Source organism: Brevundimonas vesicularis, from assembly GCF_027886425.1.
Lineage (GTDB): Bacteria > Pseudomonadota > Alphaproteobacteria > Caulobacterales > Caulobacteraceae > Brevundimonas > Brevundimonas vesicularis_C.
In genome coordinates, this window is the sequence record NZ_CP115671.1 from 1,455,608 (window position 1) to 1,482,448 (window position 26,841).

30 protein-coding genes are annotated in these 26,841 nt (G+C 66.0%); 12 read left to right on the top strand and 18 right to left on the bottom strand.

Annotated elements, in window-relative coordinates; genetic code table 11:
* Positions 1-3: 3 nt before the first annotated feature.
* Together PFY01_RS07275 and PFY01_RS07280 are read right to left on the bottom strand one after the other, a co-directional pair.
* The gene (locus tag PFY01_RS07275) at positions 4-1,149 is read right to left on the bottom strand and encodes a GNAT family N-acetyltransferase (RefSeq protein ID WP_271043038.1); all 1,146 of its coding nucleotides are present in this window, start codon (positions 1,147-1,149) and stop codon (positions 4-6) included.
* Positions 1,146-1,604 carry a RidA family protein gene (locus tag PFY01_RS07280; RefSeq protein WP_271042966.1) on the bottom strand — a complete coding sequence of 153 codons (459 nt, stop codon included), beginning with the start codon at positions 1,602-1,604 and terminating at the stop codon, positions 1,146-1,148. The genes PFY01_RS07275 and PFY01_RS07280 overlap by 4 nt, the downstream gene beginning before the upstream one ends.
* A 105-nt stretch (positions 1,605-1,709) precedes the next feature.
* Here PFY01_RS07280 and PFY01_RS07285 point away from each other — a divergent pair, with 105 nt between their 5' ends.
* Positions 1,710-2,606 (top strand): hypothetical protein, encoded by an 897-nt coding sequence (locus PFY01_RS07285; protein WP_271042967.1) that lies wholly within the window; start codon positions 1,710-1,712, stop codon positions 2,604-2,606.
* Between the two features lie 4 nt (positions 2,607-2,610).
* On the opposite strand, the gene PFY01_RS07290 is transcribed toward PFY01_RS07285, so the two are convergent.
* Genes PFY01_RS07290 through PFY01_RS07300 form a run of 3 tightly spaced genes read right to left on the bottom strand, consistent with a single transcriptional unit; the run spans position 2,611 to position 5,960 of the window.
* Entirely contained in the window at positions 2,611-3,351 is a 741-nt protein-coding gene (locus tag PFY01_RS07290; protein ID WP_271042968.1) for a polysaccharide deacetylase family protein, read from the bottom strand.
* A gap of 36 nt (positions 3,352-3,387) precedes the next feature.
* Positions 3,388-4,683 (bottom strand): nicotinate phosphoribosyltransferase, encoded by a 1,296-nt coding sequence (gene pncB, locus PFY01_RS07295; protein WP_271042969.1) that lies wholly within the window; start codon positions 4,681-4,683, stop codon positions 3,388-3,390.
* Between the two features lie 8 nt (positions 4,684-4,691).
* Positions 4,692-5,960, bottom strand: coding sequence for a DNA polymerase IV (locus tag PFY01_RS07300; RefSeq protein WP_271042970.1), 1,269 nt, complete (start codon positions 5,958-5,960; stop codon positions 4,692-4,694).
* A gap of 106 nt (positions 5,961-6,066) precedes the next feature.
* Between PFY01_RS07300 and PFY01_RS07305 the strand changes: the two genes are divergently transcribed.
* On the top strand, positions 6,067-6,432 hold the full coding sequence (locus tag PFY01_RS07305) for a response regulator (RefSeq protein WP_164952723.1): 366 nt from the start codon (positions 6,067-6,069) through the stop codon (positions 6,430-6,432).
* Entirely contained in the window at positions 6,429-7,790 is a 1,362-nt protein-coding gene (locus tag PFY01_RS07310) for a PleD family two-component system response regulator (protein ID WP_271042971.1), read from the top strand. The genes PFY01_RS07305 and PFY01_RS07310 overlap by 4 nt, the downstream gene beginning before the upstream one ends.
* A gap of 191 nt (positions 7,791-7,981) precedes the next feature.
* On the opposite strand, the gene rpmG is transcribed toward PFY01_RS07310, so the two are convergent.
* Positions 7,982-8,149 (bottom strand): 50S ribosomal protein L33, encoded by a 168-nt coding sequence (gene rpmG / locus PFY01_RS07315; protein WP_003164451.1) that lies wholly within the window; start codon positions 8,147-8,149, stop codon positions 7,982-7,984.
* Between the two features lie 126 nt (positions 8,150-8,275).
* Here rpmG and PFY01_RS07320 point away from each other — a divergent pair, with 126 nt between their 5' ends.
* On the top strand, positions 8,276-8,842 hold the full coding sequence (locus PFY01_RS07320; protein WP_271042972.1) for a hypothetical protein: 567 nt from the start codon (positions 8,276-8,278) through the stop codon (positions 8,840-8,842).
* A 2-nt stretch (positions 8,843-8,844) separates the two neighbouring features.
* On the opposite strand, the gene PFY01_RS07325 is transcribed toward PFY01_RS07320, so the two are convergent.
* Genes PFY01_RS07325 through rnr form a run of 3 tightly spaced genes read right to left on the bottom strand, consistent with a single transcriptional unit; the run spans position 8,845 to position 12,267 of the window.
* Positions 8,845-9,258, bottom strand: a complete 414-nt coding sequence (locus PFY01_RS07325; RefSeq protein ID WP_271042973.1) for a DUF5990 family protein — start codon at positions 9,256-9,258, stop codon at positions 8,845-8,847.
* Between the two features lies 1 nt (position 9,259).
* Positions 9,260-9,961 carry an NUDIX hydrolase gene (locus PFY01_RS07330; RefSeq protein ID WP_271042974.1) on the bottom strand — a complete coding sequence of 234 codons (702 nt, stop codon included), beginning with the start codon at positions 9,959-9,961 and terminating at the stop codon, positions 9,260-9,262.
* Positions 9,958-12,267, bottom strand: coding sequence for a ribonuclease R (gene rnr, locus PFY01_RS07335; protein WP_066551915.1), 2,310 nt, complete (start codon positions 12,265-12,267; stop codon positions 9,958-9,960). Before rnr ends, PFY01_RS07330 begins: the two co-directional genes overlap by 4 nt.
* 118 nt (positions 12,268-12,385) lie before the next feature.
* Between rnr and PFY01_RS07340 the strand changes: the two genes are divergently transcribed.
* Both PFY01_RS07340 and PFY01_RS07345 read left to right on the top strand, forming a co-directional pair.
* Complete coding sequence (locus PFY01_RS07340; RefSeq protein WP_205681290.1) at positions 12,386-13,786, top strand: pyridoxal-phosphate dependent enzyme; 1,401 nt, start codon at positions 12,386-12,388, stop codon at positions 13,784-13,786.
* 4 nt (positions 13,787-13,790) lie between these two features.
* Entirely contained in the window at positions 13,791-14,954 is a 1,164-nt protein-coding gene (locus PFY01_RS07345; protein ID WP_271042975.1) for a cystathionine gamma-synthase, read from the top strand.
* Positions 14,955-14,956: 2 nt separating this feature from the next.
* On the opposite strand, the gene PFY01_RS07350 is transcribed toward PFY01_RS07345, so the two are convergent.
* The 5 genes from PFY01_RS07350 to PFY01_RS07370 form a co-directional block, all read right to left on the bottom strand.
* Positions 14,957-15,214, bottom strand: coding sequence for a hypothetical protein (locus tag PFY01_RS07350; RefSeq protein WP_271042976.1), 258 nt, complete (start codon positions 15,212-15,214; stop codon positions 14,957-14,959).
* A gap of 23 nt (positions 15,215-15,237) precedes the next feature.
* A complete protein-coding gene (locus PFY01_RS07355; RefSeq protein ID WP_055754798.1) occupies positions 15,238-15,432 on the bottom strand; it encodes a hypothetical protein in 195 nt (64 codons plus the stop codon).
* Positions 15,433-15,483: 51 nt separating this feature from the next.
* Positions 15,484-15,696 carry a cold-shock protein gene (locus tag PFY01_RS07360; protein WP_008260450.1) on the bottom strand — a complete coding sequence of 71 codons (213 nt, stop codon included), beginning with the start codon at positions 15,694-15,696 and terminating at the stop codon, positions 15,484-15,486.
* A 176-nt stretch (positions 15,697-15,872) separates the two neighbouring features.
* Complete coding sequence (locus PFY01_RS07365; RefSeq protein WP_271042977.1) at positions 15,873-16,589, bottom strand: TorF family putative porin; 717 nt, start codon at positions 16,587-16,589, stop codon at positions 15,873-15,875.
* 38 nt (positions 16,590-16,627) lie between these two features.
* Positions 16,628-17,560 (bottom strand): NAD(P)H-dependent flavin oxidoreductase, encoded by a 933-nt coding sequence (locus PFY01_RS07370; protein ID WP_271042978.1) that lies wholly within the window; start codon positions 17,558-17,560, stop codon positions 16,628-16,630.
* A gap of 472 nt (positions 17,561-18,032) precedes the next feature.
* Here PFY01_RS07370 and queF point away from each other — a divergent pair, with 472 nt between their 5' ends.
* A complete protein-coding gene (gene queF / locus PFY01_RS07375; RefSeq protein ID WP_271042979.1) occupies positions 18,033-18,494 on the top strand; it encodes a preQ(1) synthase in 462 nt (153 codons plus the stop codon).
* Positions 18,495-18,537: 43 nt separating this feature from the next.
* Here the strand turns inward: queF and PFY01_RS07380 are convergent, their stop codons facing one another.
* Positions 18,538-19,305 (bottom strand): EAL domain-containing protein, encoded by a 768-nt coding sequence (locus tag PFY01_RS07380; protein WP_271042980.1) that lies wholly within the window; start codon positions 19,303-19,305, stop codon positions 18,538-18,540.
* A gap of 157 nt (positions 19,306-19,462) precedes the next feature.
* Between PFY01_RS07380 and PFY01_RS07385 the strand changes: the two genes are divergently transcribed.
* A complete protein-coding gene (locus PFY01_RS07385; RefSeq protein WP_420197056.1) occupies positions 19,463-20,335 on the top strand; it encodes a DUF817 domain-containing protein in 873 nt (290 codons plus the stop codon).
* Here PFY01_RS07385 and PFY01_RS07390 read toward each other — a convergent pair.
* Positions 20,307-20,969, bottom strand: coding sequence for a DedA family protein (locus tag PFY01_RS07390; RefSeq protein WP_271042981.1), 663 nt, complete (start codon positions 20,967-20,969; stop codon positions 20,307-20,309). The two genes, PFY01_RS07385 and PFY01_RS07390, sit on opposite strands and share 29 nt — an antisense overlap.
* A gap of 72 nt (positions 20,970-21,041) precedes the next feature.
* A complete protein-coding gene (locus tag PFY01_RS07395; RefSeq protein ID WP_066551909.1) occupies positions 21,042-21,635 on the bottom strand; it encodes a nitroreductase family protein in 594 nt (197 codons plus the stop codon).
* A 45-nt stretch (positions 21,636-21,680) separates the two neighbouring features.
* Here PFY01_RS07395 and PFY01_RS07400 point away from each other — a divergent pair, with 45 nt between their 5' ends.
* Together PFY01_RS07400 and cysE are read left to right on the top strand one after the other, a co-directional pair.
* Positions 21,681-22,307, top strand: a complete 627-nt coding sequence (locus PFY01_RS07400) for an NUDIX domain-containing protein (RefSeq protein ID WP_271042982.1) — start codon at positions 21,681-21,683, stop codon at positions 22,305-22,307.
* Between the two features lie 20 nt (positions 22,308-22,327).
* Positions 22,328-23,155, top strand: coding sequence for a serine O-acetyltransferase (cysE, locus tag PFY01_RS07405; RefSeq protein ID WP_055805382.1), 828 nt, complete (start codon positions 22,328-22,330; stop codon positions 23,153-23,155).
* Positions 23,156-23,164: 9 nt separating this feature from the next.
* Here cysE and PFY01_RS07410 read toward each other — a convergent pair whose 3' ends face one another.
* Positions 23,165-25,240: a TonB-dependent receptor gene (locus PFY01_RS07410; RefSeq protein ID WP_271042983.1), complete on the bottom strand. Its 2,076-nt coding sequence runs from the start codon at positions 25,238-25,240 to the stop codon at positions 23,165-23,167.
* A gap of 51 nt (positions 25,241-25,291) precedes the next feature.
* Between PFY01_RS07410 and PFY01_RS07415 the strand changes: the two genes are divergently transcribed.
* Together PFY01_RS07415 and PFY01_RS07420 are read left to right on the top strand one after the other, a co-directional pair.
* Positions 25,292-26,491, top strand: coding sequence for a DUF1624 domain-containing protein (locus PFY01_RS07415; protein WP_271042984.1), 1,200 nt, complete (start codon positions 25,292-25,294; stop codon positions 26,489-26,491).
* A gap of 72 nt (positions 26,492-26,563) precedes the next feature.
* Positions 26,564-26,785 (top strand): DUF3126 family protein, encoded by a 222-nt coding sequence (locus PFY01_RS07420; RefSeq protein WP_039243756.1) that lies wholly within the window; start codon positions 26,564-26,566, stop codon positions 26,783-26,785.
* The last annotated feature ends 56 nt before the right edge of the window (positions 26,786-26,841 follow it).

Here is a 26,841-nt window from a genome sequence, read left to right on the forward strand (position 1 = left end):
GATTTATGCCCGTTTATAGGGCGACAGGTCCTCGGTCATCGCCCGCATCTCCGCAGCGACGGCCGGGCGTTCGCCGTTCAGATACCGGGCGACGGGATCACGCAGGGCGGGGTCGGCGATGAAATGGGCGGAATAGACGGGGGAGGGCAGGTAGCCGCGCGCGATCTTGTGGTCGCCCTGAGCCCCGGCTTCGACGCGGGACAGGCCACGCGAAATGGCGAACGTGATGGCCTGATAATAGCAAAGCTCGAAATGCAGGAAGGGCACGTCTTCCAGCGTGCCCCACTGACGGCCGTAAAGCGCGTCTCGGCCGATGAAATTCAGGGCGCCGGCGATGGGCGTCTCATCCCGAAACGCCATGACCAGGGCGATCCGGTCGGCCATGGTCGCGCCCACGCGGCTGAAGAAGTCGCGCGTCAGATAGGGCCGGCCCCACTTGCGTGAGCCGGTGTCCATGTAGAAGGCGAAGAAGGCGTCCCAGTGGGCCTCAGTGATGTCGGCGCCGGTCAGGACGCGGATATCCAGATCGGCCTGGGCGTCGCGGCGCTCGCGCTTGATGGTCTTGCGGCGGTTGGCCGACAGGACGGCCAGGAAATCGTCGAAGGTCCGATAGCCGTTATTGCGCCAGATGAACTGGATGTCCTGGCGCGGCAGCAGGTCCGCCTCGGTCATGGCCGACCAGTCGGCTTCGGTCGGGAAGTTGACGTGCAGGGAGGAGACGCCCAGCCGTTCGACCAGGGTCACCGCCCCCTGGATCAGGGCCTGACGCACGGTGGCGGCGTCGGCGTCGGGATGGTTCAGGAAGCGCGGGCCGGTCGCGGGCGTAAAGGGCACGGCGCCCAGCAGCTTGGGATAGTAGCGGCCGCCGGCCCGATCATAGGCATCGGCCCAGCTGTGGTCGAAGACATATTCGCCCTGGCTGTTGCCCTTCAGATAGAGGGGCATGACGCCCAGCACCGCGTTGTCTTCACCCCTCAGGGCCAGGTGGCGCGGGGCCCAGCCCTGGCGAGGCGCGGCGCTGCCCGAGGCCTCGCACGCGTGCAGAAAATCATAGGAGACAAAGGGATCGCCGGTGGGCAGCGCGCACGCGTCCCAGGCCTCTCGGCCGATGTCGGCGATCCCTTCGTGAACCGAGATCTGAAAGATCAGCGGATATCCACGATCGCATCGATCTCGACGGCGAAGCCGAGCGGCAGCTTGTACACGCCGACGGCCGAGCGGGCGTGCTTGCCGGCGTCGCCGAAGACCTCGACCATCATGTCCGAGCAGCCGTTGATGACGGCGGGAATGGCGGTGAAGTCGGGACCGGCCTGAACGAAGCCGCCCAGCTTCACGATGCGGACCACCCGGTCCAGATCGCCATCGCAGGCCGCCTTGATTTGAGCGATAAGGTTGAGACCGCACAGGCGCGCGGCTTCCAGCGCCTGCTCCGGCGTCACGTCCACGCCAACCGTGCCCTTGATCCCGCCGTTCGCGTCGTTCGACAGCTGGCCCGAGATGGTGACCTGTTCGCCCGAACGGACATAGGAGACATAGCTGGCCACCGGCTTGGCGGGTTCCGGCAGGGTGAGGCCGAGTTCGGCGATGCGGGCTTCGATGCTCATGGGGGCTCCTGTTTATCTGGGCGCGGTTTAGCGCGGGGCAAGGCCGGCGTCACCCGTTCGGCGCGCTTTAAAGGTTCGCCAACCGCGCCGTGTCATGGTGCGATCATGGATATGCATCTGACCCCCGACGTCGCCGCCTTCCATGCCGTGCTGGCGCGGTTGTCCGCTGAAGACCGCGCGCGCGTGGACGCCGCCGCAATCCCGGCCGCGCAAAAGGCCGCTGAGGCCGCGCCGCATTGGGACTTCGAAATGCCGGCCAAGGCGGTGGATGCGCTGTTGGGCCCTGATGCATCGGACAATGTGCGTCGGGGCCTGGTCGCCGCCTGGGCGCTGCAACTGCCCGACCGTGCAGCCGCCATGAACCTGCCGGCCGAGATCATGGCCCTCTATCCATACTGGATCGAACAGTTGGCGGGTTTTCTGGACAAGGCCGAGGGCGACTACGTTTTTGACCACTGGTCCAAGGACGTGCGCTTCACCCTGGCGCTCAGCGTGCCGGGCGCGAAAAGTCAGGTGATCGACCTGTCGTCGCCGGTCGGGCCGGGCCAGATCGTCAAACACGTTCGCGACGGCTGGGGCCTCAAGCCGCTGTTCCGCTATCTGGCGGCGGGCGCCAAGCGCGAGCCTTGGCTGGAGGTTCACACCGAGAGCCGCTGGTTGCGCGGCTTCAACGAGGACGGCTGGAACGAGGCCTGGGCGACAGCGGCCGAACTGTGCCGCGCGCGGTCCGAACTGGCCGGCATGATCGGCTCCAGCTGGTTCTACGATCCGCCCCTGACCGAGATCAGCCCCCGTCTGGCGCACCTGCGGCTGAACCCGCTGAAGGGCGGGGCCTTCATGGTCCACCAAGGACCGGGCGAGATCCACACCGAACGGGCCGGCACGGCTTCGGCGTCGAGGAAGGCGCTCATCGACAGCGGGGAGTACACCGCGCGGTCTTGGCTGATGATCTGGCCGCGCAAGGAACTGATCGCCTGGGCGGATCGGCGCAAGGCCGCCTGATCCCTCAGGCTGTCGCCATCCGCCACGCCGCCGCGACCGGCTGGATGTCCAGGTCGGCCGCCTTGGCCAGCCGGATCAACCGATCAATATCTTTCGGACGGCAACCGTATGGCGTCGGCGCGTCGCTGACGTCGTGGCCATAGGCGATCAACCAGCCTTTCGAGGCTCTCGTCTCCTCCACCAGCGCCTCCAAATCGTAACCGGGCAGACGACGGCTCTCTAGGCCTATGGCCTGCAGCAGGTTGCGATCCGAACGCCCGGCGTTGATCCCGTCGCGGACGCCGCGCCCGCACAGAAAGCGTTTGTCGATCACGGCTTTCGATCCCAAGGCGCAATCGCCGAACGGATAGGCGAAGGTCTGCATTTCATATCCGTCCAGCCGCTCGGCCACCCAGGCGGCGTTGCGGGCCAGGCTGGCGTCCAGTTCGGCCGGCGACAGGCTCAGGGTCGAGACATGCTCATAGGTGTGGCAGCCGACTTCGTGCCCGGCCTCATGGAGGGCTTGCAGATGCTCCACCTCAAACTGGGGCAGGTCCAGATTGCGACCGCCCGACAGCCCTCCACAGACATAGTAGGTCGCCTTGATCCCGTGCTGAGCCAGGATCGGTCCGGCCTCGGTCCAGGCCGACGCCGGGATGTCGTCGAACGACAGGCTGAGGATGCCGCGGGCGGTCCGCACGTCGGCAGGACGGACATCGAGATAGCGGCCGGCGCGGCGACGCATCTTGTCGAGAAAGGCGCTCATGCCCGCCTTTTCGCATGACGGCCTTAAGGCCGGGTTTCAGACCGTGACGGGTTGAGCCGTCAGACCGCGCACACCGAAGACACGGCGATACCGTTCGATCTCGCCGGGATCGCCGACCGCTTTCGCCGGATTGTCCGACAGTTTGATGGCGGGGCGACCGCCGGCCTCGACCACCTTGCACACCAGGGAGATCGGCTCCAGTTCAGGCGCGAAGGCGGGCGAACAGTCGCGGAAATCATTGGTCAGATTGGTGCCCCAGCCGAAGCTGAGACGCGCGCGACTGTGGAAATGAGCGTGGGTCGCCTCGATCCCGTCGATGTCCATCCCGTCCGAGAAGATCAGTAGCTTCTCTTTCGGGTCGCGCCCATGCGCGCGCCACCAGTCGATCAGGCGCTCGCCGGCCGGGATAGGCGGGGCCGAGTCGGGACGGAAACCGGTCCAGTCCGCCACCCAATCGGGCGCCTGGTCCAGAAACGCCTCGGTGCCGAAGGCGTCGGGCAAAACGATCAGCAGATTGCCCGCATAGTGCCGACGCCATTCGTCTAGCACCGCATACGGCACCTGGGCCAACGCCGCGTCGTCGGGCGCCAGGGCCGCTAGAACCATCGGCAGTTCGTGGCCGTTGGTGCCGATGGCTTCCAGATCGTTCTCCATGGCGTGCAGGACGTTGGATGTGCCGATGAAGGATTTGCCCAGCCCCTCCTTCAACGCCTGAATGCACCAGCGTTGCCACAGGAAGCCATGCCGCCGCCGCGTGCCGAAGTCGGACAGGGCGAGGTCGGGCAAGAGCCGCAGCCGCTCGACCTTGGACCAAAGCCGCGTCTTGGCGCGCGAATACAGGATGTCCAGCTCAAACCGGCCCAGGCGCCGCATCCCGACCCGGCAGCGCAGTTCGTTCAGGATCGCCAGCGCCGGGATTTCCCACAGCGTCACCTCGGCCCAGGCGCCCGAGAAGGTCAGCACATACTGCCCGTCCTGAACCGACAGCTCGTAGTCTGGCAGGCGATAGTCGGTCAGCCAGGCGATGAAGTCGGGCGAGAAGATCTGCTTCACGCCATAGAAGCTGTTGCCCGCCAGCCAGACCAGTTCCTTGTTGGTGAACCGTAAGGTGCGAGCGTGATCCAGCTGTTCGCGCAGCGCGTCGATATCTATCTCGTCAGCCAGACGCACAGCCTTGGTGCGGTTGATGACCTGGAAGACGACCGGCACGTCGCGATGCTCGCGCCAGATCATCTGCAGCATCAGCAGCTTGTAGAAGTCCGTGTCCAGCAGACTGCGGACGATCGGGTCCAGGCGAAAGCCGTGGTCATAGGCGCGTTTAGCGAGATCCATGCCCTGTCCTACGGCTTCAGCGCACGGCCCGCCACCACTGCGTCCTTGCCGAACTTTTCGCGCAGCACGTCGATGGCGCGCTCTGTCTTCAAGGCGCGCGTCTCACTGGTCTGGAACAGGCCGGCGGGCGCGTCCTCCGCGTCCTGCACGTCCGCCATGCCGATACCGATCAGGCGATAGGGGCGGCCCAGCTCGGGCTTCAGCAGATCGCGCCCCGCAGCGAACAGGGCGCGCGCCGTCTGCACCGGATCGGGCAGGGTGACGCGTCGGGTCACGATCTTGAAGTCGGTGCGGCGCAGCTTAAGCACCAGCACCCGGCTGGCGACGCCGTCGCGCCGGGCCTTGGACGCCAGTTTCTCGCACAGGGGCCACAGCTCGGCCTCCAGCGCCTCGGCCGAGGTCAGGTCTTCGTTGAAGGTGGTTTCGGCGCTCATTCCCTTGCGGTCGCGCTCAGGGTTCACGGCGCGGGCGTCGCGGGCGTGCGCCAGATCGTGCAGGCGCAGACCGGATTCGCCGTAGCGTTTGACTAAATCGCGAACGTCGGCCCGCGCCAGATCGCCGATGGTCGAATAGCCGTCGCTGCGCAACGCCTTGCCGAACACAGGCCCGACGCCGGGCAGGGCGGTTACGGCGCGCGGCGCCAGCAGGGCCTGGGCGTTGGCGGCCCCGACGACGGAGAAACCGCGCGGCTTGTCCATCTCCGACGCCATCTTGGCCAGGAAGCGGTTGGGCGCCAGGCCGATGGAGACGGTCAGGCCGGTTTCCTCCTCGATCTGTTTCTGGAAGCGGATCAGCTGCAGCGCCGGCGGGCCGCCGTTCAGCCGCTCTGTGCCCGACAGATCGACCCAGGCCTCATCCAGCGACAGCGGCTGGATCAAGGGCGTCAGCTGTCCCAACGCCCCCAGAATGCGCTGCGATTCGAAGACGTATTTGGTGAAGTCCGGCCTGATCACAACGGCCTCGGGACAGGCCTTCAGCGCCTTGAACATGGGCATGGCGGAGCCGACGCCATACTGACGCGCGACATAGCAGGCGGTGGAGACCACGCCGCGCTTTCCGCCGCCTACGATCACCGGCTTGTCGCGCAACTCTGGCCGGTCGCGCTTCTCCACTGAGGCGTAGAAGGCGTCGCAGTCCATGTGGGCGATCGACAACTGGTCCAGTTCGGCGTCTGCTACCACGCGCCGCGATCCGCACGCCGGACAGCGGTTCTCGCGCGGCCCGGCGGGATCTTCGCCGGTCCACAGGCAGTCGCGACAGATGGCCTTGATGGCCACGCTTAAGGTCTCCGTAAGGTTGGCTTCACCCCAACTTAAGACTGGGCGCCTACGAATGCGACCAACGAGGCGTCCCGCGTTCGAGGGGCGCGCAGGTCAGGTGATGATGTCCAAGAAAGTCCTCATCGTCGAGGATAACGAGCTGAACATGAAGCTTTTTCATGATCTGCTCGATTCCCAGGGCTATGAGACCCTGCAGACCCGCGAGGGCCTGCAGGCGCTCGCCCTGGCGCGCGCCCATCATCCCGACCTGATCCTGATGGATATCCAGTTGCCCGAAATCTCAGGCCTGGAAGTCACCAAATGGCTGAAGGACGACGAGGAGCTAAACCACATCCCCGTCATCGCCGTCACCGCCTTCGCCATGAAGGGCGATGAGGAGCGGATCCGTCAGGGCGGCTGCGAGGCCTATATCTCCAAGCCGATCTCGGTCATGCATTTCCTCGAAACCATCCGGCAGCACCTCGGATGAGCGCCCGTATCCTCGTCGTCGACGATGTGGACGTGAACGTCCGCCTGCTCGAAGCCAAGCTGACCATCGAATATTACGATGTGCTGACCTGTAACGACGGCCTGTCAGCCCTGGCCATCGCCGCTGAACATCAGCCAGATCTGATCCTGCTCGACGTCATGATGCCCGGCATGGACGGGTTCGAGACGTGCCGACGGCTGAAGGCCCAGGCCGAGACGCGCCATATCCCCGTCGTGCTGGTCACGGCGCTGGACGGGCGCGAGGATCGGATCAACGGGCTTGAGGCCGGCGCCGACGACTTCCTGACCAAGCCCATCGACGACGTCATCTTGTTCGCGCGGGTCAAGTCGCTGACGCGGCTGAAGCACGTCATGGACGAACTGCGCGAGCGCGAAGAAAGCGGCCGTCGCCTGGGCGTCGATTCGGACAATGCGGCGCGGCTGCGCAGCGAGGGCGGGCGGGTTCTGATCGTCGACGACGACCAGCGTCAGGCCGAGAAGATCGCCCAAGAACTGGGGGGCGAACATCGCGTCACAATCGAAACCGATCCCGAGGCGGCGCTGGTCGCGGCAAAGGGCGCGCTGGACCTGATCATCGTCAACGTCGCCGCCGCCAGCTTCGACGGGCTTCGGATTGTCGCTCAGGCCAAGTCGGGCGATGCCCGCCGCGCGCCGATCCTGGCGATCGTGGAGCCGACCGAACGGCCGCGCATGATCAAGGCGCTGGAACTGGGCGCCGCCGACATCCTGCCGCGCCCCGTCGATACCGAAGAACTCTCGGCGCGGGTTCGCACCCAGATCCGGCGTAAACGCTACACCGACTTCCTGCGCCAGAAGCTGGACAGCAGCATGGAGATGGCCGTCACCGACGCCCTGACCGGCCTGCATAACCGGCGCTACATGACCGGCCAGTTGCAGGCGCTGGTAGGTCGTGCGGCCCAGGGCGGGGCCCAGGTGGCCGTGCTGGTTCTGGACATCGACCACTTCAAGTCGGTCAACGACAGCTTCGGCCACGACGCTGGCGATGAGGTGCTGGTGGAGTTCGCCGTTCGCCTGGCCACCAATGTCAGGGCCGTGGACCTGCCATGCCGCATGGGCGGCGAGGAGTTCGTGGTGGTCATGCCAGGCGCCAGTCTGGAAGACGCCGGCCGCGTCGCCGAACGGATTCGCCGCGACGTCGCCTCCGCGCCGTTCCGCGTCATGGGCGGCAAGGAGCAGATCACCATCACCATCTCGATCGGCGTGGCCGCCACGACCGGCGACGGCGATACGCCCGAAGGCCTGCTGAAGCGCGCCGACGAGGGGGTCTATGAGGCCAAGGCCGCCGGCCGCAACCGGGTCATCGCCAAGGCGGCTTAAGTTCAGGAGCCGTCATCCTCGGGCTTGACCCGAGGACCGGGCGCTGATCGGGCTGTGCGTCGCCTCATGCGCAATGCGGCTGAGCCTCCGGTCCTCGGGTCAAGCCCGAGGATGACGGACACGATGAATAGAACGAAAAACGCCCGGCTGGAGACCAGCCGGGCGTTTTCAATTCTCAGCGGATCAAGGACTTACTTGATCTTGCCTTCCTTGAACTCGACGTGCTTGCGCACGACGGGGTCGTACTTCTTGACGACCATTTTCTCGGTCATGGTGCGGGCGTTCTTCTTGGTGACATAGAAGAAGCCGGTGTCGGCCGTGGAGTTCAGGCGGATCTTGATGGAAGCCGGTTTGGCCATCGGAATTACCTCTGCGACGGCGAAAGCCGCTTAAAATAAGAGGCGCGGAACATACTCAGGATCGCCCCAAAGTCAACGGGCGCGATGCCACGTTGATGAGGCGGAACGCACATATAGTCTGACTGCATGAAAATCGCATCCCTGCTGGCCGCTACGGCCCTGATGTCCTTGTCGTCCCTCGGCGTCGCAACGGCCGATCCGGCTCAGTCCCAGGACGATTTCATGGCGCGGTTGAACGCCCTGTGCGGCCAACGATTCGAAGGCCATGTCGTCACCACCGACGCCGCCGACGCCAGGTTCGCCAGCGAGCGGCTGGTCATGCATGTTCGCGACTGTTCGCCGGACGAGGTGCGTATTCCCTTCGCCGTGGGGGCGGATCGTTCGCGCACCTGGGTGTTGACCAAGACCGACACCGGCCTTCGGCTGAAGCACGATCACCGAAATGCGGATGGGACGACCGACGTGCTGCACTGGTACGGCGGCGATACGGTCAACGCCGGCACTGCCGAGCGTCAGGAATTCCCGGTCGACGCCGAATCGATCGCCTTATTCAAAGCCAATGACGCGGCGGTCTCGACCACCAATGTCTGGGCGATGGAGGTTCATCCCGAACGGGTGTTGGCCTACGAGCTGCGTCGTTCCAACCGGCATTTCCGCGTCGAGTTCGACCTGACCAGGCCGATCGCCGACTAGGGTCAGATTGCGCGCCAGGCCTGGATCGGCCGCACGGTCGCGCAGGCGGGGCCGCCGTCCTTGGCGCGGCCGGGCAGGACGACTTCCAGCACCTCGCCTTGGCGCGCCTGGGCCAGCAGATCGGCGGGAATGTCGTGGACGTCGATCTTGGCGCGTCGGCTCCATTCGCTGGCGTGCTGGCCGGCCGACGTGCCGATCGCGATATAGACGAACCGCCGCGTCGCGCCCTCGCGCCGCACGAAGGGGCCGGTCAGGCGGCCATCCTCGGACAGGGTGACGGGCGCGTCGAAGCCGATCGGGCCTTTGGCGGCGATGCGCGGCTCGACCGGCATGTTCGTCTTGTCCTGCAGGCTGTAGGCGACGCCCGCGACCGGATCGGCGATCGTCAGGCGCAGGGTGATCGTCGTTCCGGCCATGTCAGTCCCTGTGTTCCACCGTATGCCGACCCCGCACCATCCGCACGAAGGGCAGGGGGCGGTTCGGGTGTTCCAACCGCTCGGCCAACTCCCCCAGCACGAACCGGGTGATGGCCGGCAGGTCCAATGCGCGCGCCTCGTCCAACGGCAGCCAGGCGATCTCGTCCAGTTCGCCCGACCCTGCGGTCGGCTCCGGGCTCAGCAGGGCCTCGGCCGGGGCCATGAAGAAGCGGGCGTCGAACCGCCGGGTCCGGCCGGGCGGCGTAACAGCGCGCGCGATATAGGACAGGACCGACAGATCGGGCAGGGCGCCCGCCTGGCGATACTCACGCCAAGGGCCGGCGACGGAGGCGCGGGGCGCCGGCCGCCCCAGAATCAGCCCTGTCTCCTCGAACGTCTCGCGCACCGCCGTCAGGGCCAGGGCGCGCGCACGGCGAGCGGGCAATTCGCCTTCCAGTCGCCGCGCAACCTCGCCCGACAACTCACCCGTCGCGGCGGCGTTGAAGTCGCTGCGATCGATCCGCCCGCCCGGAAACACCCACTTCGACGCCATGAACACATGGCCCGGCGCGCGCCGCCCCATCAGCACCTCGGGCCGATCGCCGCCACGCGTCAGGATCAGCGTCGCCGCATCCTTCGGCCGCTGAGCCCCGCAGACACGGGGGGCGTCGGCCAGATCCTGAGCGGCGTCGAAAGGGGTCACTTGCGCTTGCCCTTCCTCACGCCCTTCAGGCCGCCGGAGGGTTTGGAGCCGTTGCGGGGCTTGGGGCCGCCAGGGCGGTTCTTGCCGCGCATCGGCGGGCCGTCACCGCCGCGTCCGCGAATGCCGTAGCGTGGGGCCGGGGCGTTGGGATCGCGGGGTTCGGGCTCGCTGAGCATTTCGAACACCAAGCCACCCGTGACGGGGGTCGCCTCGCGCAGCTTGACCTCCACCATGCGGCCCAGGGTGAAGCGTTTACCCGTGCGTTCGCCGACAAGGGCGTGGGCGCGGTCGTCGTGGGTGAAGTATTCGCTGCCGAGCGTGGAGACGGGCACCAGGCCGTCCGCGCCCGTGTCCTCCAGACGAATGAACAGGCCGAACCGCGTCACGCCGGTGATCCGCCCGGCGAAGGTCGCGCCGACGTGCTCTTCCAGATAGGCGGCGATATAGCGATCCATTGCGTCGCGCTCGGCGGCCATCGACCTGCGCTCGGTCATGGTCACGCCCTCGGCGATGGCCGGCAGTTCGGCGATCTCGCGGTCGGTCAGTCCGTCCTTGCCCAGATTCAGCGCCCGGATCAGGCCGCGGTGGACGATCAGGTCGGAATAACGCCGGATCGGCGAGGTGAAGTGGGCGTAGCGATCCAGGTTCAGGCCGAAGTGGCCGATATTCTCGGGGCTGTAGATCGCCTGCATCTGGCTGCGCAGGACCACCTCGTTGACGACATCGGCGTGTTCGGTGTTGCGGGTCTCGTCCAGCAGTTTGTTGAACCGCTTGGTCGTGCCGGGCTCGCCCTTGTTCCAGGGCTTGCCGATAGTCGACAGGAAGTCGGCCAGGTTGAAGATCTTCTCCTGGCTGGGTGTGTCGTGCACGCGGTAGATCAGCGGCGTCTTCTTCTGCTCCAGCGTTTCGGCGGCGCAGACGTTGGCCTGGATCATCATCTCTTCGATCAGCCGGTGCGCCTCCAGCGAAGCGCGCTTTTCGATGGAGGCGATGCCGCCATCGGGCGCCATGCGGATGCGGCGTTCGGCCGACTCGATCTGCAGCGGGCTGCGCTTCAGCCGGCCCTTCAGCATGGCGTGATAAGCGTTCCACAGCGGATAGAGGATCGCCTCCATGATCGGGCCGGTCGTGTCGTCCGGTTGTCCATCGATGGCGGCCTGCGCCTGCTCGTAGCTGAGCTTGGCGTGCGACCGCATCAAACCGCGCACGAACCTATGTTCGGTCTTTCGGCCGTCCTTGTCGAAGACCATCCGCACGGCAAGACAGGCGCGGTTCTCGCCCTCCTTCAGGCTACACAGACCGTTCGACAACACCTCCGGCAGCATCGGCTCGACCCGATCGGGGAAATAGGTCGAGTTGCCCTTGTCGCGCGCCTCGCGGTCCAGCTGGCTGCCGGGGCGGACGTAGGCGGCGACGTCGGCGATGGCGACCCAGACGATCCACCCGCCTTCATTTTTCGGATCCTCGTCGCGCGCCGCATAGACGGCGTCGTCGTGGTCGCGCGCATCGGCGGGGTCGATGGTGATGAAGGGGACCTCGCGCAGGTCCTCGCGCCCCTTCAGAGTCGGCAGGGCCTGATCCTCGGCCTCGCGTTCGACCGCTTCGGAGAAGCCCGTCGGGACGCCGTGGGCGTGGATGGCGATCAGGGAGGCGGCGCGGGGATCATCCTCCTTGCCGATGTGCTCAAGGATCTTGCCGCGCTTGGGACCATAGCGTTGGTCGCCTTTTTCAATGGCGGCCAGAACCAGGTCGCCGTCGCGCAGGTCGCCGGATTGGGCCTGGGGCACCACCAGCACGTCCTTGGAGCGACGATCGACCGGCTCGACACGGGTTTCGCGCGCTGACTTGCGGATCACGCCCAGGACGCGGTTGGTCCCCACGTCCAGCTTCTTGATCAGCCGGGCTTCCCAACCCTCCGCGCCGCGCTGGAACTTCACCAGCACGCGGTCGCCTAGGCCAGGGGCGGCCTTTGACTTGTCGGGCATCAGAATGGCGCGCGGGGCGTCGGGACTGGCCTCGACCAGGCGAACATACAGTTCGCCGTCGCCGTCGCGCTCGATCACATCGGCGACGCCGACGGGGGGCAGGGCGCCGGCTTCGGAAAAGCCTTTGCGACCGCGTTTGCCCAGTCGCCCTTCGGCTTCCAGTTCGCGGATCATTTCCCGCAAGGCCCTGCGGTCACCGCCTTTCAGCCCGAAATGGCGCGCGATGTCGGTCTTCTCGGCCGATCCGGCCTCGCGCAGAAAGGCGACGAGGGTGTCTTTGTCGGGGAGACCGGCGGGCGGCCTCTTGGATGATTTGGTCATTATGTCTTTCGTAGCGCGGAACCGCGCCCTTGAGTAAATCTTGAGGGGTCAAATCTTGCGTGAGTTGACCATGTGAAGGCGGGGCTTCAGCTTCCGCCCGCCCCGAATGGAGTTTTCGATGTCCCTGACCGCCCCCGCCCTGAGCGCGACCGTCTCGTCGCCGCTGGATCTGATCGGCAAGACGCCGATGGTGGAGGTGACGAAGATCGACACCGGCCCGTGCCGCCTGCTGCTGAAGCTGGAGTCCCAGAACCCCGGCGGTTCGATCAAGGACCGGATCGCCATCTCCATGCTGGACGCCGCCGAGCGCGAAGGCTTCCTGAAGGAAGGCGGCACCATCGTGGAGGCGACGGCGGGCAACACCGGCCTGGCGTTGACGCTGGTCGGTCGGGCCCGGGGGTATAAGGTGCTTCTGGTCATTCCGGACAAGATGTCCAAGGAAAAGATTCAGCATCTCAGGGCGATGGGCGCCGATGTTCGTCTGACGCGTTCGGACGTCCCGCATGGCCATCCGGAATATTACACAGACATGGCCGAGCGTCTGGCCCAGGGCATTCCCGGCGGCTTCTATGTCAACCAGTTCGCCAACGCCGCTAACGCCGAGGCCCATGTGAAGACGACGGGCCCCGAAATCTGGGAGCAGACGGGCGGCGACATCGACGCCTTCGTCGCCGGCATCGGCTCGGGCGGCACGATCACCGGCACGGCGCAGTTTCTGAAGAGCGTTGGCTCGAAGGCCCAGATCATCCTGGCGGATCCCGTCGGCTCGACCCTCGCCGGCATCGTCAACGACGGCGTGCCGGGGCCGGAAGGCAGCTACACCGTCGAGGGAATCGGCCAGAACTTCGTGCCCGACACGGCGGACATGAGCCTGATCGACAAGGCCTATTCGATCCCCGACGCCGAGGCGATCGCCACAGCGCGCGAGCTGCTGCTGAAGGAAGGCATCCTGGCTGGCTCGTCGTCCGGCACCCTGATCGCCTCAGCCCTGCGCTGGTGCCGCGAGCAGACCGAGCCGAAGACCTGCGTCACCTTCGTCTGCGACACCGGGGCCAAGTACCTGTCCAAGGTCTACAACGACGCCTGGCTGGCGGATCAGGGCCTGGGCGAGCGCGAGCTGCATGGCGACCTGTCGGACCTGATCAACCGCAAATACGAGAAGGGCGATGTCGTCGTCGCCGGGCCGGGCGACACCCTGGACACTGCCTTCAAGCGCATGAAGGGCGCCGACGTATCGCAACTGCCGATCATCGAAGACGGCCGGCTGGTCGGGATCCTGGACGAAAGCGACCTGATCCGCATCATGAACACCGACGAGATCACGCGAAAGGAGCGGTTCGCCAAGCCGGTGGCTTCGGCCATGACCCGCGATCTGGACACGCTTCAGGTTAATGAGCCTCTGGACGCTCTGATCCCTGTCTTCGACCGCGACCGCGTGGCCATCGTGCTGGACGGCGAGCGGTTCGTCGGCCTGATCACCCGCACCGACCTGATCAACCACCTCAGCCTGAACCGGTAAGTCCATGAGCGACAAGAAGAATAGCCAGGGCTTTTCGACCCGCGCCATCCATGCGGGCCAACATCCTGACCCGACGACGGGCGCGGTGATGACGCCGATCTACGCCACCTCGACCTACGCCCAGGAAAGCCCGGGCGTGAACAAGGGTTATGAGTATGCGCGGGGCAAGAACCCGACGCGCGAGGCGTTCGAGGCCTGTATCGCGGACCTGGAGGGCGGCACGCACGGGTTCGGCTTCGGCTCGGGCATGGCGGCGACCTCGACGGCGCTGGAGTTGCTGGATGCGGGCGATCACATCGTCACCGGCGACGACCTGTACGGCGGCTCATGGCGACTGTTCGAGAGGGTGCGCAGGCGAACCATGGGACTGGACTTCGCCTATGTGGACCTGAGCGACATCTCGGCGGTCGAGGCGGCGATCACCCCGAAGACCAAGATGCTGTGGGTCGAGACCCCGACCAATCCCCTGATGAAGCTGGCCGACATCGCCGCCCTGTCGAAGGTGGCCAAGGCGCATGGGCTGCTTCTGATCGTGGACAACACCTTCGCCACGCCGTTCTGCCAGCAGCCGCTGAGCCTAGGGGCGGACGTGGTGATGCACTCAGCGACCAAATACCTGAACGGCCATTCGGACATTATCGGCGGAGTGCTGGTGACGGCCGACGCCGAGCTGGCGACGCGGATCAAGTTTCTGCAGAACTCGGTCGGCGGCATCATGGGGCCGTTCGACGCCTTCCTTGCCAACCGGGGCTTGAAGACCCTGGCGCTGCGGATGAAGGCGCACTGTGAGAACGCGCTGACCATCGCACGCTGGCTGGAGACGCGCGCGGGGATCGCCAAGGTGATCTATCCCGGCCTGATCGCCCACCCGCAACATGAGCTGGCCGCACGCCAGATGCACGGCGGGTTCGGCGGGATGGTGACGGTGATCCTGGAAGGCGATCTGGAGCGCACCAAGCGGGTGCTGGAACGGGTTCAGGTCTTCACCCTGGCGGAATCGTTAGGCGGGGTTGAAAGCCTGGTGAACCACCCGGCCATCATGACCCACGCCAGCGTGCCCAAAGAGGTTCGCGAGGCGGGCGGCGTGACCGACAACCTGATCCGGCTGTCGGTCGGGGTCGAGAATGTCGAGGACCTGATCGCAGATCTGGATCAGGCCTTGGGCTGATCTCAGCTTGAGGGAAGGGCTGTCTGGTGGCCGGTGACCGGCGGCAGCTTCTTCTTGGGGGCGGCGCGCTTGATCGGGGCCTTTGCGAGCTTGGGCAGGGCCGCGCGGCGGGCCATTTCGGTGTCGATGACCGGGATGATGTCGCTGGCGGCCATGACCTGGGTCGAGGCGCCGTGTTCGACCAGGCGGGCGGCGTTGGCGCGCAGCGTCGTCAGGTCGGCGTCGGTCATCGCGGGGATCATGTCGGCGAGCGGGGTCATGTCGGCATCCGTGTGCAGAAGCCTCAGGGCTGGCGCGACAGGCGCCAGCCCTTCAGCTGATTGAAGGCGATTTCCACCGTCACGCGGTCGCCCAGCAGCGAGACGCCCGTCTGGGCGCCCAGCGAGGGCAGGACCGTGATCAGGTGGCCGTTGTCCAGGCGAACGCGACGGCCGCCGAGCGGCATCAGTTTGATGACCTCGCCGTCGAAGGCGATCACGCCGGCCCTGGTCGGGGCCGGCTCGTTCGTGTTGGACGCTTGGAGCGTGTCCTACTCCGCCGCCGTAAGGCGACCGGCGGACTCTTTGCCGGAGCGCGAATCGCGCTCGATTTCGTAGGAAATCTTCTGGCCTTCGTTCAGCGAGCCGACGCTCGAAGTTTCGACGGCCGAGGCGTGGACGAAGACGTCCTTGCCGCCGTCATCGGGCGCGATGAAGCCATAGCCTTTGGTGGGGTTGTACCATTTTACAGTGCCGGTAGCCATTTGGAGACCTCCGTCTGGCGTTGACCGCAGGGAGGGATCCCTGGTCGGCCTGTCGGGTCTGAATGGGATCGGCTTTTGGACCTCGGTGCGTGATGCAAAGGGAGCAGCGGCGTTACGCAGAGAGATCGACCAGCTCTAGATGGGCGCCCGACAACCTTTACGCAAGGGGCTGGCGATCAGAAGGCGTAGGCGACCTTGGCGACCAGGGCGTCCTCATACTGTTCGCCGAAGGTGTGGGCGTCGGTGTCGTAGTAGCGCAGGTCCAGTTCCAAGGCGTCGGTGAGGGCGTAGGTCACGCCGGCGTTCCAGCCGGTGTAATCGGGCGCGCCGTTCTGCTCGCGACGACCGACGGCGACTGTGCCGTTCAGCTGGGGCGTGAAGTCCCAGCCCAGGCGGCCCTCGACCCAGGTGAAGCTGTCGGTCGAGCCGGCGGCGTCGGGCGAATACTGGACCTGCAGTCGTGCGCTGGCCGGGCCGATCGAGCGGCTGGCGTTGCCGGTGATCTCCCAGGCGTCCTGATCATAGCCGGCTTCGGCGTCGAGGCGGTTCTTGTAGGCGACGTTGAAGTCGAACCGATAGCCGAAGGCCTCGGGCTGATAGCCGACCACGAACTCGGCCTCGACGTTGGAGCCGCCGGCCTGGATCGTCTGGAAGCCGGGGCCGACGTAGAACAGGCCGTCCGCACTTTCCCAGGTCGCCAAGCCGAAGGCGTAGCCGTCGTTGCCGGACTTGGACGCATCCTTGGAGCGGTTATCCGTGCCCGCGCCCAGTTCGAAGGACCAGGCGTCGCGCGCGGACGTCGGGGCGGATCCAGGCGCCGACTGGGCGGCGGCCGGCAGCGCAACGGCGAGCGCGGAGACGGAGAGGGCGGCGAGGATGGTCGTGCGGATCATGGGGGCTCCAGCGCGAGAGAAGCGGATTGGCGCCGCCTTTAGCGTGCTCCGGCCTTGATGGCGAATTCCTCCGTGGCCTGAGCGAACTCTTGTCGCAGGCGCGCGACCAGTTCGGCGGTCGGCAGGACGTCGTGGATGGCGCCCGCGCCTTGGCCGGCGGACCAGACGGTCTTCCAGGCCTTGGCCTCGTCGCCCATGTCCAGCTTGTGCTCTGGCAAGGTCTTCGGATCGATGCCATTTTCGATTAGCGACTTGCTCATGAAGTTGGCGGGGATGCCGGACACGGCGGGCGTGTGGACGATGTCGGTCGCGCCGCTGTCGATGACCATCTGCTTGTACGCGTCGGCGGCCATGGCTTCGGTCGTGTTGATGAAGCGCGTGCCCATATAGGCGAAGTCCGCGCCCAGCATCAGGGCGGCCGCCACGTCCTGACCCGTCGAGAGCGCGCCCGACAGGATGATGGTCCCCTTGAAGAAGCTGCGAACCTCATTGACCAGGGCGAAGGGGTTGATGATGCCCGCATGGCCGCCCGCGCCGTTGGCGACCAGGATCAGACCATCAACGCCCGCCTCGGCCGCCTTTCGCGCATGGCGAATGTTGGCGATGTCGTGGAAGACCTGACCGCCATAGCCATGGACCGCGTCGACCACGTCGCGCACGGCGCCCAGGGAGGTGATGATCAGCGGCACCTTCTCCTCGACCGACACCATCATGTCGGCCATCAGCCGGGGGTTGGTCGAGTGGACGATGTGGTTGACGCCGAAAGCCGCGGCCTCGGGCTTCAGCCGGCCCTTGATCTCATGAATCCAGTCCCGATAGCCCTCGGTCGTGCGCTGGTTCAGCGACGGGAAAGTGCCGATCACGCCCGCATTGCAGGCCTCGACCACCAGATCCGGTCCGGACACCAGGAACATCGGCGCCGAAATGATCGGCAGGATCAGACCTTTTTGCAGCGAAGCGGGGATGGCCACGGACGTCTCCTTTGGTTTTCTTTCGCTACGCTTAGCGGGCTGTCGCCGGGGAAGGCAATCGCGGGGATTTCAGACGGTGGCGCGAAAAAATGAGTCTAATTCGTCTAATCTCGGGTCGTAAGCGGGGTGACAGCGGGCAGGGGCTGGCGGCGGGTGAAAACCGGCCATCATACGACGGTCCGGATGGATGATCAGTCGATTGACGCTGGTCGCCGCGAAGGCGTTGAAAGGGCGAGGGAAGCTGTTCGGGATTACGATGGCTGGCTGGTCGTTTCTTTCTCCCGTTCGGAGAAGCCGGCCCGGAGGGCCGGACGAGGGTCGGTCGGTTGGCCAGATCGCGCCATCCGACCCTCACCCTTTCGCGCAAGGACGCCGGCTGACGCCGCCGTGCGCTCAAGCCCTCTCCCAATGGGAGAGGGAAGTGGAGCGGGGGAGGATTTTCATCTGAGCGGCAAGCGCCTAAATGCCCGGCATGACCCACTATACCGACAACCTCAGCCAGCTCGGCGCCCAGACCGCCGTTCCGGCCAGTCCCGAGACGGCGGTGCTGGAGCGGGTGCCCAACCCGCATGCGGATACTCTGTATCTGGCCCGGTTCACGGCGCCGGAGTTCACCAGCCTATGCCCGGTGACGGGCCAGCCGGACTTCGCGCACATCGTCATCGACTATGCGCCGGGCGACTGGTTGGTCGAGTCCAAGAGTCTGAAGCTGTATCTGACCAGTTTCCGCAATCACGGCGCCTTCCACGAGGACTGCACCGTCGCCATCGGCCGTAAGCTGGCGGACCTGCTTGAGCCCAAATGGCTGAGGATCGGGGGATACTGGTATCCGCGCGGCGGCATCCCGATCGACGTCTTCTGGCAGACCGGAGCGCCGCCCGAGGGCCTGTGGCTGCCGGACCAGGGCGTGCCGACCTATCGCGGGCGGGGATAGTCAGAGTGGGCGCGTCCGCCGTTCAGCGGCGCGCGCGCGGCGATCAGGCGCTCAGGGCCGCAGGCGCAGCCTGGTCAGGCCAGGCGACAGGCGAGAGGGCTTCCAGGGCCGGCTTCGCCAGCAGATAGCCCTGCATCAAGTCGACGCCGAGATCGCGCAGGACATCATGTTCGGCCAAGGTTTCGATGCCTTCGCAGACGGGCTGGATGCCCAGGTCCCGCAGCATGTTCAGCGTGTTGCGCACGATGGTGCGCTTGACCGTGTTGGTGTCGATGTCGCGAACCAGGGCCATGTCCAGTTTGACGATGTCGGGCTGGAACAGGGTGAGCAGGCCCAGACCCGCATAGCCGGCGCCAAAGTCGTCGATGGCGGTCTTGAAGCCCATGGCGCGATAGGATCGCAGGATGTTGAGGATGTGGTCGGTGTCCATCACCTCGCTCTCGGTGAACTCGAAGATGATCCGATCCACCGGGAAGTTGGTGCGCATCGCCGCCGCCAGGGTGGCGCGGATGCAAGCGCGCGGCTCATAGACGGCGTTGGGCAGGAAGTTGATCGACAGGCTGGCGCCGCCCGCCGTCATATCCAGACCGGCGGCGAGATCGATGGCGGTCGTGCGGCACAGCTGATCGAAAGCATAGCGGTTGTCGTGGGAGATATGCGACAGAACCTGGCCTGCGCCCCGGCCGTCCTTGCCCCGCACCAAGGCCTCGTAGGCGAAGACCGTCTGGTTCGTCACATCGACGATCGGCTGGAACGCCATGGTGATCGGCAGGTCAAACCCCGCCCCATCCTTACAGCCTGCGCAAGACATAAGCTTCTCCTACTGGCCGGCAAGTCTAAGGTGGCAGGCGTTAAAGACTGATGTCGAACAGGAAATTCGCTGTCGGGTTCCCTTGTGCGGTTGATGCGCCTTAGCGGTATAGCGGTCCGCTCTTGAAGTTTTTCGCTGCGCCGTCACGGATAATGCGATGAACCACGCACTTCCGCTCGAAGCCTGGGGCCGTCGTCTGATGACGCGGGCGGAGGCGTGGGCGGATGGGTCGCGGGCGCGGCGCCAGGCCTATGAGTTCCTGTGGTTCGGACTGAAGCAGGGGTGGGCGTGTCTGTTCGGGGGGCTGATGCTGGCCCTGATCCTGGGGACGTTTCTGCTTTGGCCGGAGGGGGCGCCGGTGTCGCGCTACGACTTTCTGGCGGTCGGGGCGGTGGCGATCCAGGCGGCGATGCTGATCTTCCGGCTGGAGAGCTGGGAAGAGGCGCGGGTGATCTTCCTGTTCCATGTGGCGGGGACGATCATGGAGCTGTTCAAGACCGCGCACGGGTCGTGGGTCTATCCCGAGGACAGTCTGCTGCGGATCGGGGCGGTGCCGCTGTTCTCGGGCTTCATGTATGCGGCGGTCGGCAGCTATATCGCGCGGGTGCAGCGCATCTTTCATATCCGGGTGCGGGGGTATCCGCCGCTGTGGACGACCTGGGTGCTGGCGGCGGCGATCTACGTCAACTTCTTCGCTCATCACTGGCTGTCGGATTTTCGAAAAGTCCTATTTGTGGCGACGATCCTTTTGTTCTGCCGAGGCTGGTTCTTCTTCACCGTCGATCGGATGCGATTGAAGATGCCGCTGCTGCTGGGGTATTTCCTGGTGGCCCTGTTCATCTGGTTCGCCGAGAACCTGGGCACGCTGGGGCGGGCCTGGGTCTATCCGGGGCAGGCCGACGGGTGGGAGATGGTGTCCCTGGCCAAGCTGGGCAGCTGGTTCCTGCTGATGATCATCTCAGTCGTGCTGGTCTCGTTGGTGCACCGGCCCGAGCCGGAGATCAGCGGCCCTGTAGCGCCCCGCGCATGACGGCGGATTTGCGGCTCATGCGAGCCTTCACCAGGCGATAGACCACGGCGACGATCAGGATGGTGACGGCGAGGCCGCCGATCAGCAGGGTGGGGCCATGGGCCTCGCTGAGCACTTCCATCTTCGCCAGACCTTGGGCGGCGAGATAGCCCGGCGCCAGCATGGCCAGCACCCAGACGATCCCGGATGTGACATTGCCGAACTGGAAGGCGCGCTGACGCATCCTGAGCATGCCCAGGGTCAGCGGCACGAAGGCGCGCAAGGGCCCGAAGAAGCGGCCGACGAAGATCGACATGACGCCGTAGCGACGGCAGTACAGGCGCGTCCAGGCGATGCGACGGCGGTGCGCCTTGAACATCGGGCGCTGGAGGAAGCGCACGCCCAGCCGACGTCCGGCCCAGTAGGAGATGGCGTCGCCGATCACCGCGCCGATAACGCAACCGAAGATGACGTTGACGGGGTCCAGCACGCCGGCCGCGATCAGGCCGCCCGCCGCAACCAGCAGACCGGTGGCGGGCACGAAGGCGCCGACGACCGCCAGCGACTCGACGAACACGACCAGGCCCAACATGACGCCGGCCCACATATGGTTGCGGGCGATGAAGTCGCCCACGGCTTGCAACAGGGAATCCATACGAAGGCCTTGGGGGAGGAAGGCGGGGTCGGTCGAGGTCAAACCGACGTAGGGCGACCTTATATCACCCGCTTACGGCAGGCGTGTGACCTTGGCGGCCAGGTCGGGACGCGGGCGTTCCAGCGCGGGTTCCTTCAGCGTGCCGATGTGGATGAAGCCGGCGACGCTCTCGCCCTCGGTCAGGCCGAACAGGGCGACGCCTTGCGGGTCGTAGCTGTACCAGTCGGTGATCCAGCTGGACGAATAGCCGAAGCCGGAAGCGGCGTGTTCCAGGTTCATGCAGACGGCGCCCGCTGACAGGTGTTGCTCCCAGATCGGCTTGGATCCTTCGACCGGCGTCGAGACGACCAGGATGGTGACGGGCGCGGCGGTCAGCTTGGCCAGCACGGCCTGATCCTTGGCCGGGCCGTTGCGCAATTCGACCAGCACGGCGAGACGGGCGGCGATGTCAGCGCGCGATTGGGGACCCAGGACGACGAAGCGCCACGGGAACAGCTTGCCGTGGTCGGGCGTACGGGCGCCCAGGGTCAGAATCTCGTCCAGTTCCGCCTCGGACGGGCCGGGCGCGACCAGGGCCTGGGCCGGGGCGGAGCGCCGCTGGGCCAGGCGGTCCCGAAAATCTTTCGAGGGAACGGGCGGGGGCAGGGGTTCGTTGAGCGCGACCATGCCGTCTAGCTAGGCTTTCATCCCCGTCTTCGCCATAGGTGTCCTGTGCGCAAATCCGACGAACCGAAATGGGCCGAGGGGCTGGCGAAACCGCCGGCGTGGCGCAGCGACGGGACCGAGACCGTGTTCGATAGCCCTTGGATGGCGCTGACCCGGCATCCGGCGACGGCGCCGACCGGGATTAAGGCCGACTATGCCGTCGTGCGGTTCAAGAACGTCGGGACCGGCGTCCTGCCCGTCCACGACGACGGGACGGTCACCCTGGTGGGACAGCAGCGGTTCGCCCACGCCAACTACAGCTGGGAAATGCCCGAAGGCGGCGCGCCGCTGGACGAGGATCCGTTCGACGGCATCCGGCGCGAACTGGCCGAGGAGGCCGGATTGCAGGCCAAACACTGGCTGCCGGCGCTGAAGGTCGAGATGTCGAACTCCATCACCGACGAGATCGGCATGACCTGGATCGCCTGGGGCCTGTCGCCCGCGGCGACCGATCCCGATCCCACCGAGATCATCGCCGTGGTGCGCGTGTCGTTCCTGGATCTGCTGGACGAGATCGGGCGGGGAACGGTGCGCGACAGCCTGACGGTGGCGACGGCCTACAAGGCCTATCATATGGCGATGAACGGCGAACTGCCCGAGGCGCTGGCGCGCGCCTTGCTGGGGCGCGTATGATGTCGCCGAAGGAGCCGGTCATGGCCAAGCTGGAAGTCGTCGCAGAACTCGAAATGAACACCGTGTGGCGTCAGCTGCGCGCCTCCGCCGAGGCGGCGTCGCGCGAGGAGCCGCAACTGGGCTCGCAGATGAATGCGGTGATCCTGTCGCACGACGACCTGGCGGGCGCGCTGAGCTTCCAGATCGCGCGCAAGCTGGCGGACGGCGAGATGAGCGCCATGTCGGTGCGCGAAGTCTGTCTGTCGGCGTTCAAGGCCGACCCGTCGATGGTCGAGGCGGCGGAGGCCGATCTGCAGGCTGTGGCCGAACGCGACCCGGCGATCCGCAACCTGTTGCAGCCCTTCCTGTATTTCAAAGGCTTCCAGGCCCTACAGGGCTGGCGCGTGGCGCACTGGCTGTGGGGACAGGGGCGCGAGACGCTGGCCTTCCACTTCCAGAGCCGGATCTCAGAACTGTTCCAGCTGGACATCCATCCGGCCGCGCAGATGGGCAAGGGGCTGTTTCTGGATCACGGCACGGGCATCGTGATCGGCGAGACGGCGGTGGTCGGCGACGACGTGTCGATGCTGCACGGCGTGACCCTGGGTGGGACGGGCGCCGAACGTGGCGACCGCCACCCCAAGATCGGCAAGGGCGTTCTGCTGGGCGCCGGGGCCAAGGTGCTGGGCAATATCCACGTCGGCGACTACGCCAAGGTGGCGTCCGGCTCGGTGGTGCTGAAGGCCGTGCCGTCCGGCTGCACCGTGGCGGGAGTGCCGGCCCGGCTGGTCAACTGCCCGACCAACGCCGAACCGGCCCGCACCATGGATCACACCCTGGCCGATGTGGTGTACGACTTCGTCATTTGAGCGGACGCTTCACAGGGCGATCCTGAGCGAGGCGCGGACGCTGCGCGGGGCGCCGGGGTAGATCCACAAGGCGCTGTAGGAGCTGGCGGCGTAACGCTCGTCAAACAGATTATCGAGCTCGACGCGGGCGGTGATCTGGGGCGTCAGGCCGTAGTCCAGCGCCGCCTTGGCCTTCCAATAGGCGGGCAATTCGGGCGCGCCGAGCGCCAGGCCGCCAGCCCGGTCGCCGACGTAGGCCGCGCCGGTCATGAAAGACCAGGTCGTGCCGTGGGTGGTGGGGAAGCGACCGATCACGAACAGTGAGCTGGAATGTTCGGGCACGTTCAGCACGGCGTCGGTGGCGAAGGCGCTGTCGTCGGCCTGGGCGTCGGTCCAGCCGTAGTTGGCGACCACCTGCCAGGCGTCGTCGATCTTCAAGGCGCCGTCGAGCTCGATCCCGCGCGTCGTCAGCCTGCCCACCGGAGCCAGGAAGTTGGGATCGACGGGATCGGTCGTCAGAATGTTCGACTTCTCGATGTCGAAGACGGTGGCGGCGAGATCCAGTCCGTCCCAGGCCCCGGCCAGGCCGATCTCATAGCCCTTGCCATCCTCGGGCGCGAAGCCGGAGCCGTCGCGACCCGTGCCGGAGTTCAGCACGAACGACTGACCATAGCTGGCGTGGGCGGTCAGGTTGTCGGTCAGGCGATAGCGTGCGGCGAAGCGGTATTTCAGGGGCGTATCGCGGGCCTCGCCGACGGCGCCGGTGCGGTTGTTTCGGATGGTCTGGTCGTAGTCGTCGAACCGCAGCCCGGCCAGCAGGCTGAGGCGGTCGTTCACCTCCCACAAATCCTGGGCGTACAAGGTGACGACGTCGCGCGTTTCCAGATTGTCGGTGAAGGGTAGGGGCGTCGGCGGTGTGACCGCGCCATAGACGGGATTGAGGACATTGATCGGATAGGGGTTGGCCGCAGTCGGATTGATGCGCAGCCACTTCTCGCCATAGGTCAGCTGATAGGCCTTCACCCCGAAACCGAGGTTGTGAACGCCCAGCCCCGTCTCGACCACGCCGTTCAGCTCGAGCCGGGCCGACAGGTCCTCGACCGAGAAGTCGCGTCCGCGACGCTGACGCCACAGCTGGTCGCCGACCAGGCGCGACTGATCGCTGGACAGGCCCTTCAGCGAGCCGCCGCGCCAGGCGACGCCGCCGTTCAGGCTCCAGTCGTCATTGATCCGGTATTCGCCGGTGATCTGATGCCGTTCGTTGCGGAAGCGGGTCACGCCGTCGCCGGGCTCGCCGTAGTAGTTCGAGGGCGGCAGGAACAGGGCGTCGCCGTTGATCGCCGGCATCCCCCGATCGAACAGGGTCGTGAAGGTGGTGAACTCGCCCACATAGGTCAGGCGCAGATCATCGGTGGGACGCCAGGTCAGGGACGGCGCCACCACGGTGCGGTCCAGGCCGACATAGTCGCGCCAGCCGTTAGAGGTCTCGCCCGCCACCACAAGCCGTCCGGCCAGGGTGTTGTTGATCGGGCCGGTCAGGTCCAGTTCGCCGCGACGCAGACCAAACGATCCCACCGTGGCGGTAAAGGCGGCGGCGGGCGCAAAGCGCGGGGTCTTGGAGACGATATTGATGCGTCCGGCCGGGTCGATGTCGCCGAACAGCGCGCCGGACGGCCCCTTCAGCACCTCGATCCGCTCGGACGTCGCCGGATCGCGGGGCGGGGCCATGCCGCGATTGGCCAGGAAGCCGTCGACATAATATTCCGCGCCGCCGTCGGGCGTGCCCAGGAAGCCGCGGATGGCGAAGTTGTCCATGACGCCGCCGCGATTGTTCTGCTGGCTGACGCCGCTGACCAGTTCCAGCGCATCGGCAAGGCGCGTCGCGCCCACGGCCTTGATCAGATCGTTCTCGATGGAGCGGCTGGACGGAGACATGGCCTCGATGATCGATCCTGCGCCCAGGATCAGATCACGCGGCGCCGACCGGCGGCCCAGAACGACGATCTCCCCCACCGTTTCAGGCTCGACCGCCTCGATAGCGACGGGGGCGGGGGCGTTGGCGGCGACCAGCAGGCACGCGCTGGCGCAGCTCAGAAGGAGGGACAAGGCAGGCTCCGTTTGAAATGTTATACTGTATCGGCTATCCGCTTCCGCCTGATGATGTCAACCGCTGCAACGCTTGTTCCCGCCTCCGCTTCTTCGACTGCCGCGCCAAGCCGTGCGGTCGGTCGGATCCTATCCATCGACGCCCTGCGCGGGCTGGTCATCCTGCTGATGCTGGTCGATCACGCGCGGGAGTTCTTCTTCATCCACGCCCAGGTCTCGGACCCGATGAATGTGGAGACGACCTCGCCGGCGTTGTTCTTCACCCGGCTGTCGGCCCATCTGTGCGCGCCGGTGTTCGTGGCCCTGACAGGATTGGGGGCCTGGCTGTACGGAAACAAGCAGGCGGGCGGCGGCAACGGAGCCGGCGCGGCATCGGCCTTCCTGCTGAAACGCGGTCTGTTTCTGGTCGTCCTGGAGCTGACGGTGGTCAACTTCGCCTGGACGTTCTCGATCACGCCCGAGCTGATCTATCTGCAGGTGATCTGGGCCATCGGCCTGTCGATGATCGCGCTGGCGGCTCTGGTGCATCTGCCGCGCCCGGTGCTGATCGCCGTGGGGCTGGTCATCGTGCTGGGGCACAATCTGCTGGACCCGATCACCATCGCGGCGGGACAGCCGGGCCATGCCATCTGGGCGGTGCTGCATGATCGCGGATTTATAGACTTACCTTGGGGCGGTCAGGCGAGGACGTCCTATCCGCTGCTGCCGTGGATCGGGGTGGCGGCCTTGGGTTACGGCATCGGGCCGTGGTTTGTAGGCGAGCAGCGGGCGCGGCTGAGACGGTTGGTGCTGACCGGAGTGGCCGCGCTCGCTCTGTTCGTCGTGCTGCGGGCGATCAATGTCTATGGGGATGCGCCGTGGGCCGTGCAGGCGACGCCGATCCAGACGGTGATGAGCGTGCTGAACCTGACCAAATATCCGCCGTCAGCCGACTTTTTGCTGCTGACGCTGGGGATAGGCGCGCTGATTTTGGCGGGGCTGGAAAAGGCGCCGGATCGGTTGGTCGGCGTGCTGGCGGTCTTTGGCGGGGCGCCGCTGTTCTTCTATCTGATCCATCTCTACGGGCTGCATCTGCTGAACCTGGCGGCCCTGATGCTGTTCGGCGTCAATCAGGGCGAGGGCTTCGGCGTGCCCAGCGTCGGCTGGGTATGGTTGCTGGCGGCCATGATCGCCGTGCCTTGCTGGTTCGCCTGCCGGTGGTTCGGCGGGGTCAAGCGGCGCAGTTCGCAATGGTGGATGAAGTATCTCTGAAGCGGGAAAATGCGCGGCGCCGGTTTCCCTGAACCGCTGATGTCTCTAGGGTCCGCCGCCAACGTCCAGACCATGAGGCCCCCCGTGAAAGACACCGACCTGAAGCGCATCGAGGCGCACCTCAAGCGCACCTTCAACACCGGCGGCATCATCGTGAAGGCCCGCCCCAAGCAGAATGACTCGGCCGAGGTCTATGTCGGCGACGAGTTCATCGGCATCGTCTTCGAGGATGAGGACGAGGAAGGTTCATTCATGTTCGAAATGGCGATCCTGGCCGAAGACCTTCCGGCCTAAAACGCCGACCGATCCAACCGCCCGGCGTGAATGCGCCGGGCGGTTTTCGTTTGCGC

Bases quoted from the DNA above. Each gene is read 5' to 3' on its own strand.
- PFY01_RS07280 (WP_271042966.1), bottom strand. From the start codon at position 1,604: ATGAGCATCGAAGCCCGCATCGCCGAACTCGGCCTCACCCTGCCGGAA.
- PFY01_RS07285 (WP_271042967.1), top strand. From the start codon at position 1,710: ATGGATATGCATCTGACCCCCGACGTCGCCGCCTTCCATGCCGTGCTG.
- PFY01_RS07290 (WP_271042968.1), bottom strand. From the start codon at position 3,351: ATGAGCGCCTTTCTCGACAAGATGCGTCGCCGCGCCGGCCGCTATCTC.
- pncB (WP_271042969.1), bottom strand. From the start codon at position 4,683: ATGGATCTCGCTAAACGCGCCTATGACCACGGCTTTCGCCTGGACCCG.
- PFY01_RS07305 (WP_164952723.1), top strand. From the start codon at position 6,067: ATGTCCAAGAAAGTCCTCATCGTCGAGGATAACGAGCTGAACATGAAG.
- PFY01_RS07310 (WP_271042971.1), top strand. From the start codon at position 6,429: ATGAGCGCCCGTATCCTCGTCGTCGACGATGTGGACGTGAACGTCCGC.
- rpmG (WP_003164451.1), bottom strand. From the start codon at position 8,149: ATGGCCAAACCGGCTTCCATCAAGATCCGCCTGAACTCCACGGCCGAC.
- PFY01_RS07320 (WP_271042972.1), top strand. From the start codon at position 8,276: ATGAAAATCGCATCCCTGCTGGCCGCTACGGCCCTGATGTCCTTGTCG.
- PFY01_RS07325 (WP_271042973.1), bottom strand. From the start codon at position 9,258: ATGGCCGGAACGACGATCACCCTGCGCCTGACGATCGCCGATCCGGTC.
- rnr (WP_066551915.1), bottom strand. From the start codon at position 12,267: ATGACCAAATCATCCAAGAGGCCGCCCGCCGGTCTCCCCGACAAAGAC.
- PFY01_RS07340 (WP_205681290.1), top strand. From the start codon at position 12,386: ATGTCCCTGACCGCCCCCGCCCTGAGCGCGACCGTCTCGTCGCCGCTG.
- PFY01_RS07345 (WP_271042975.1), top strand. From the start codon at position 13,791: ATGAGCGACAAGAAGAATAGCCAGGGCTTTTCGACCCGCGCCATCCAT.
- PFY01_RS07350 (WP_271042976.1), bottom strand. From the start codon at position 15,214: ATGACCCCGCTCGCCGACATGATCCCCGCGATGACCGACGCCGACCTG.
- PFY01_RS07360 (WP_008260450.1), bottom strand. From the start codon at position 15,696: ATGGCTACCGGCACTGTAAAATGGTACAACCCCACCAAAGGCTATGGC.
- PFY01_RS07365 (WP_271042977.1), bottom strand. From the start codon at position 16,589: ATGATCCGCACGACCATCCTCGCCGCCCTCTCCGTCTCCGCGCTCGCC.
- queF (WP_271042979.1), top strand. From the start codon at position 18,033: ATGACCCACTATACCGACAACCTCAGCCAGCTCGGCGCCCAGACCGCC.
- PFY01_RS07380 (WP_271042980.1), bottom strand. From the start codon at position 19,305: ATGTCTTGCGCAGGCTGTAAGGATGGGGCGGGGTTTGACCTGCCGATC.
- PFY01_RS07385 (WP_420197056.1), top strand. From the start codon at position 19,463: ATGAACCACGCACTTCCGCTCGAAGCCTGGGGCCGTCGTCTGATGACG.
- PFY01_RS07390 (WP_271042981.1), bottom strand. From the start codon at position 20,969: ATGGATTCCCTGTTGCAAGCCGTGGGCGACTTCATCGCCCGCAACCAT.
- PFY01_RS07395 (WP_066551909.1), bottom strand. From the start codon at position 21,635: ATGGTCGCGCTCAACGAACCCCTGCCCCCGCCCGTTCCCTCGAAAGAT.
- cysE (WP_055805382.1), top strand. From the start codon at position 22,328: ATGGCCAAGCTGGAAGTCGTCGCAGAACTCGAAATGAACACCGTGTGG.
- PFY01_RS07415 (WP_271042984.1), top strand. From the start codon at position 25,292: ATGATGTCAACCGCTGCAACGCTTGTTCCCGCCTCCGCTTCTTCGACT.
- PFY01_RS07420 (WP_039243756.1), top strand. From the start codon at position 26,564: ATGAGGCCCCCCGTGAAAGACACCGACCTGAAGCGCATCGAGGCGCAC.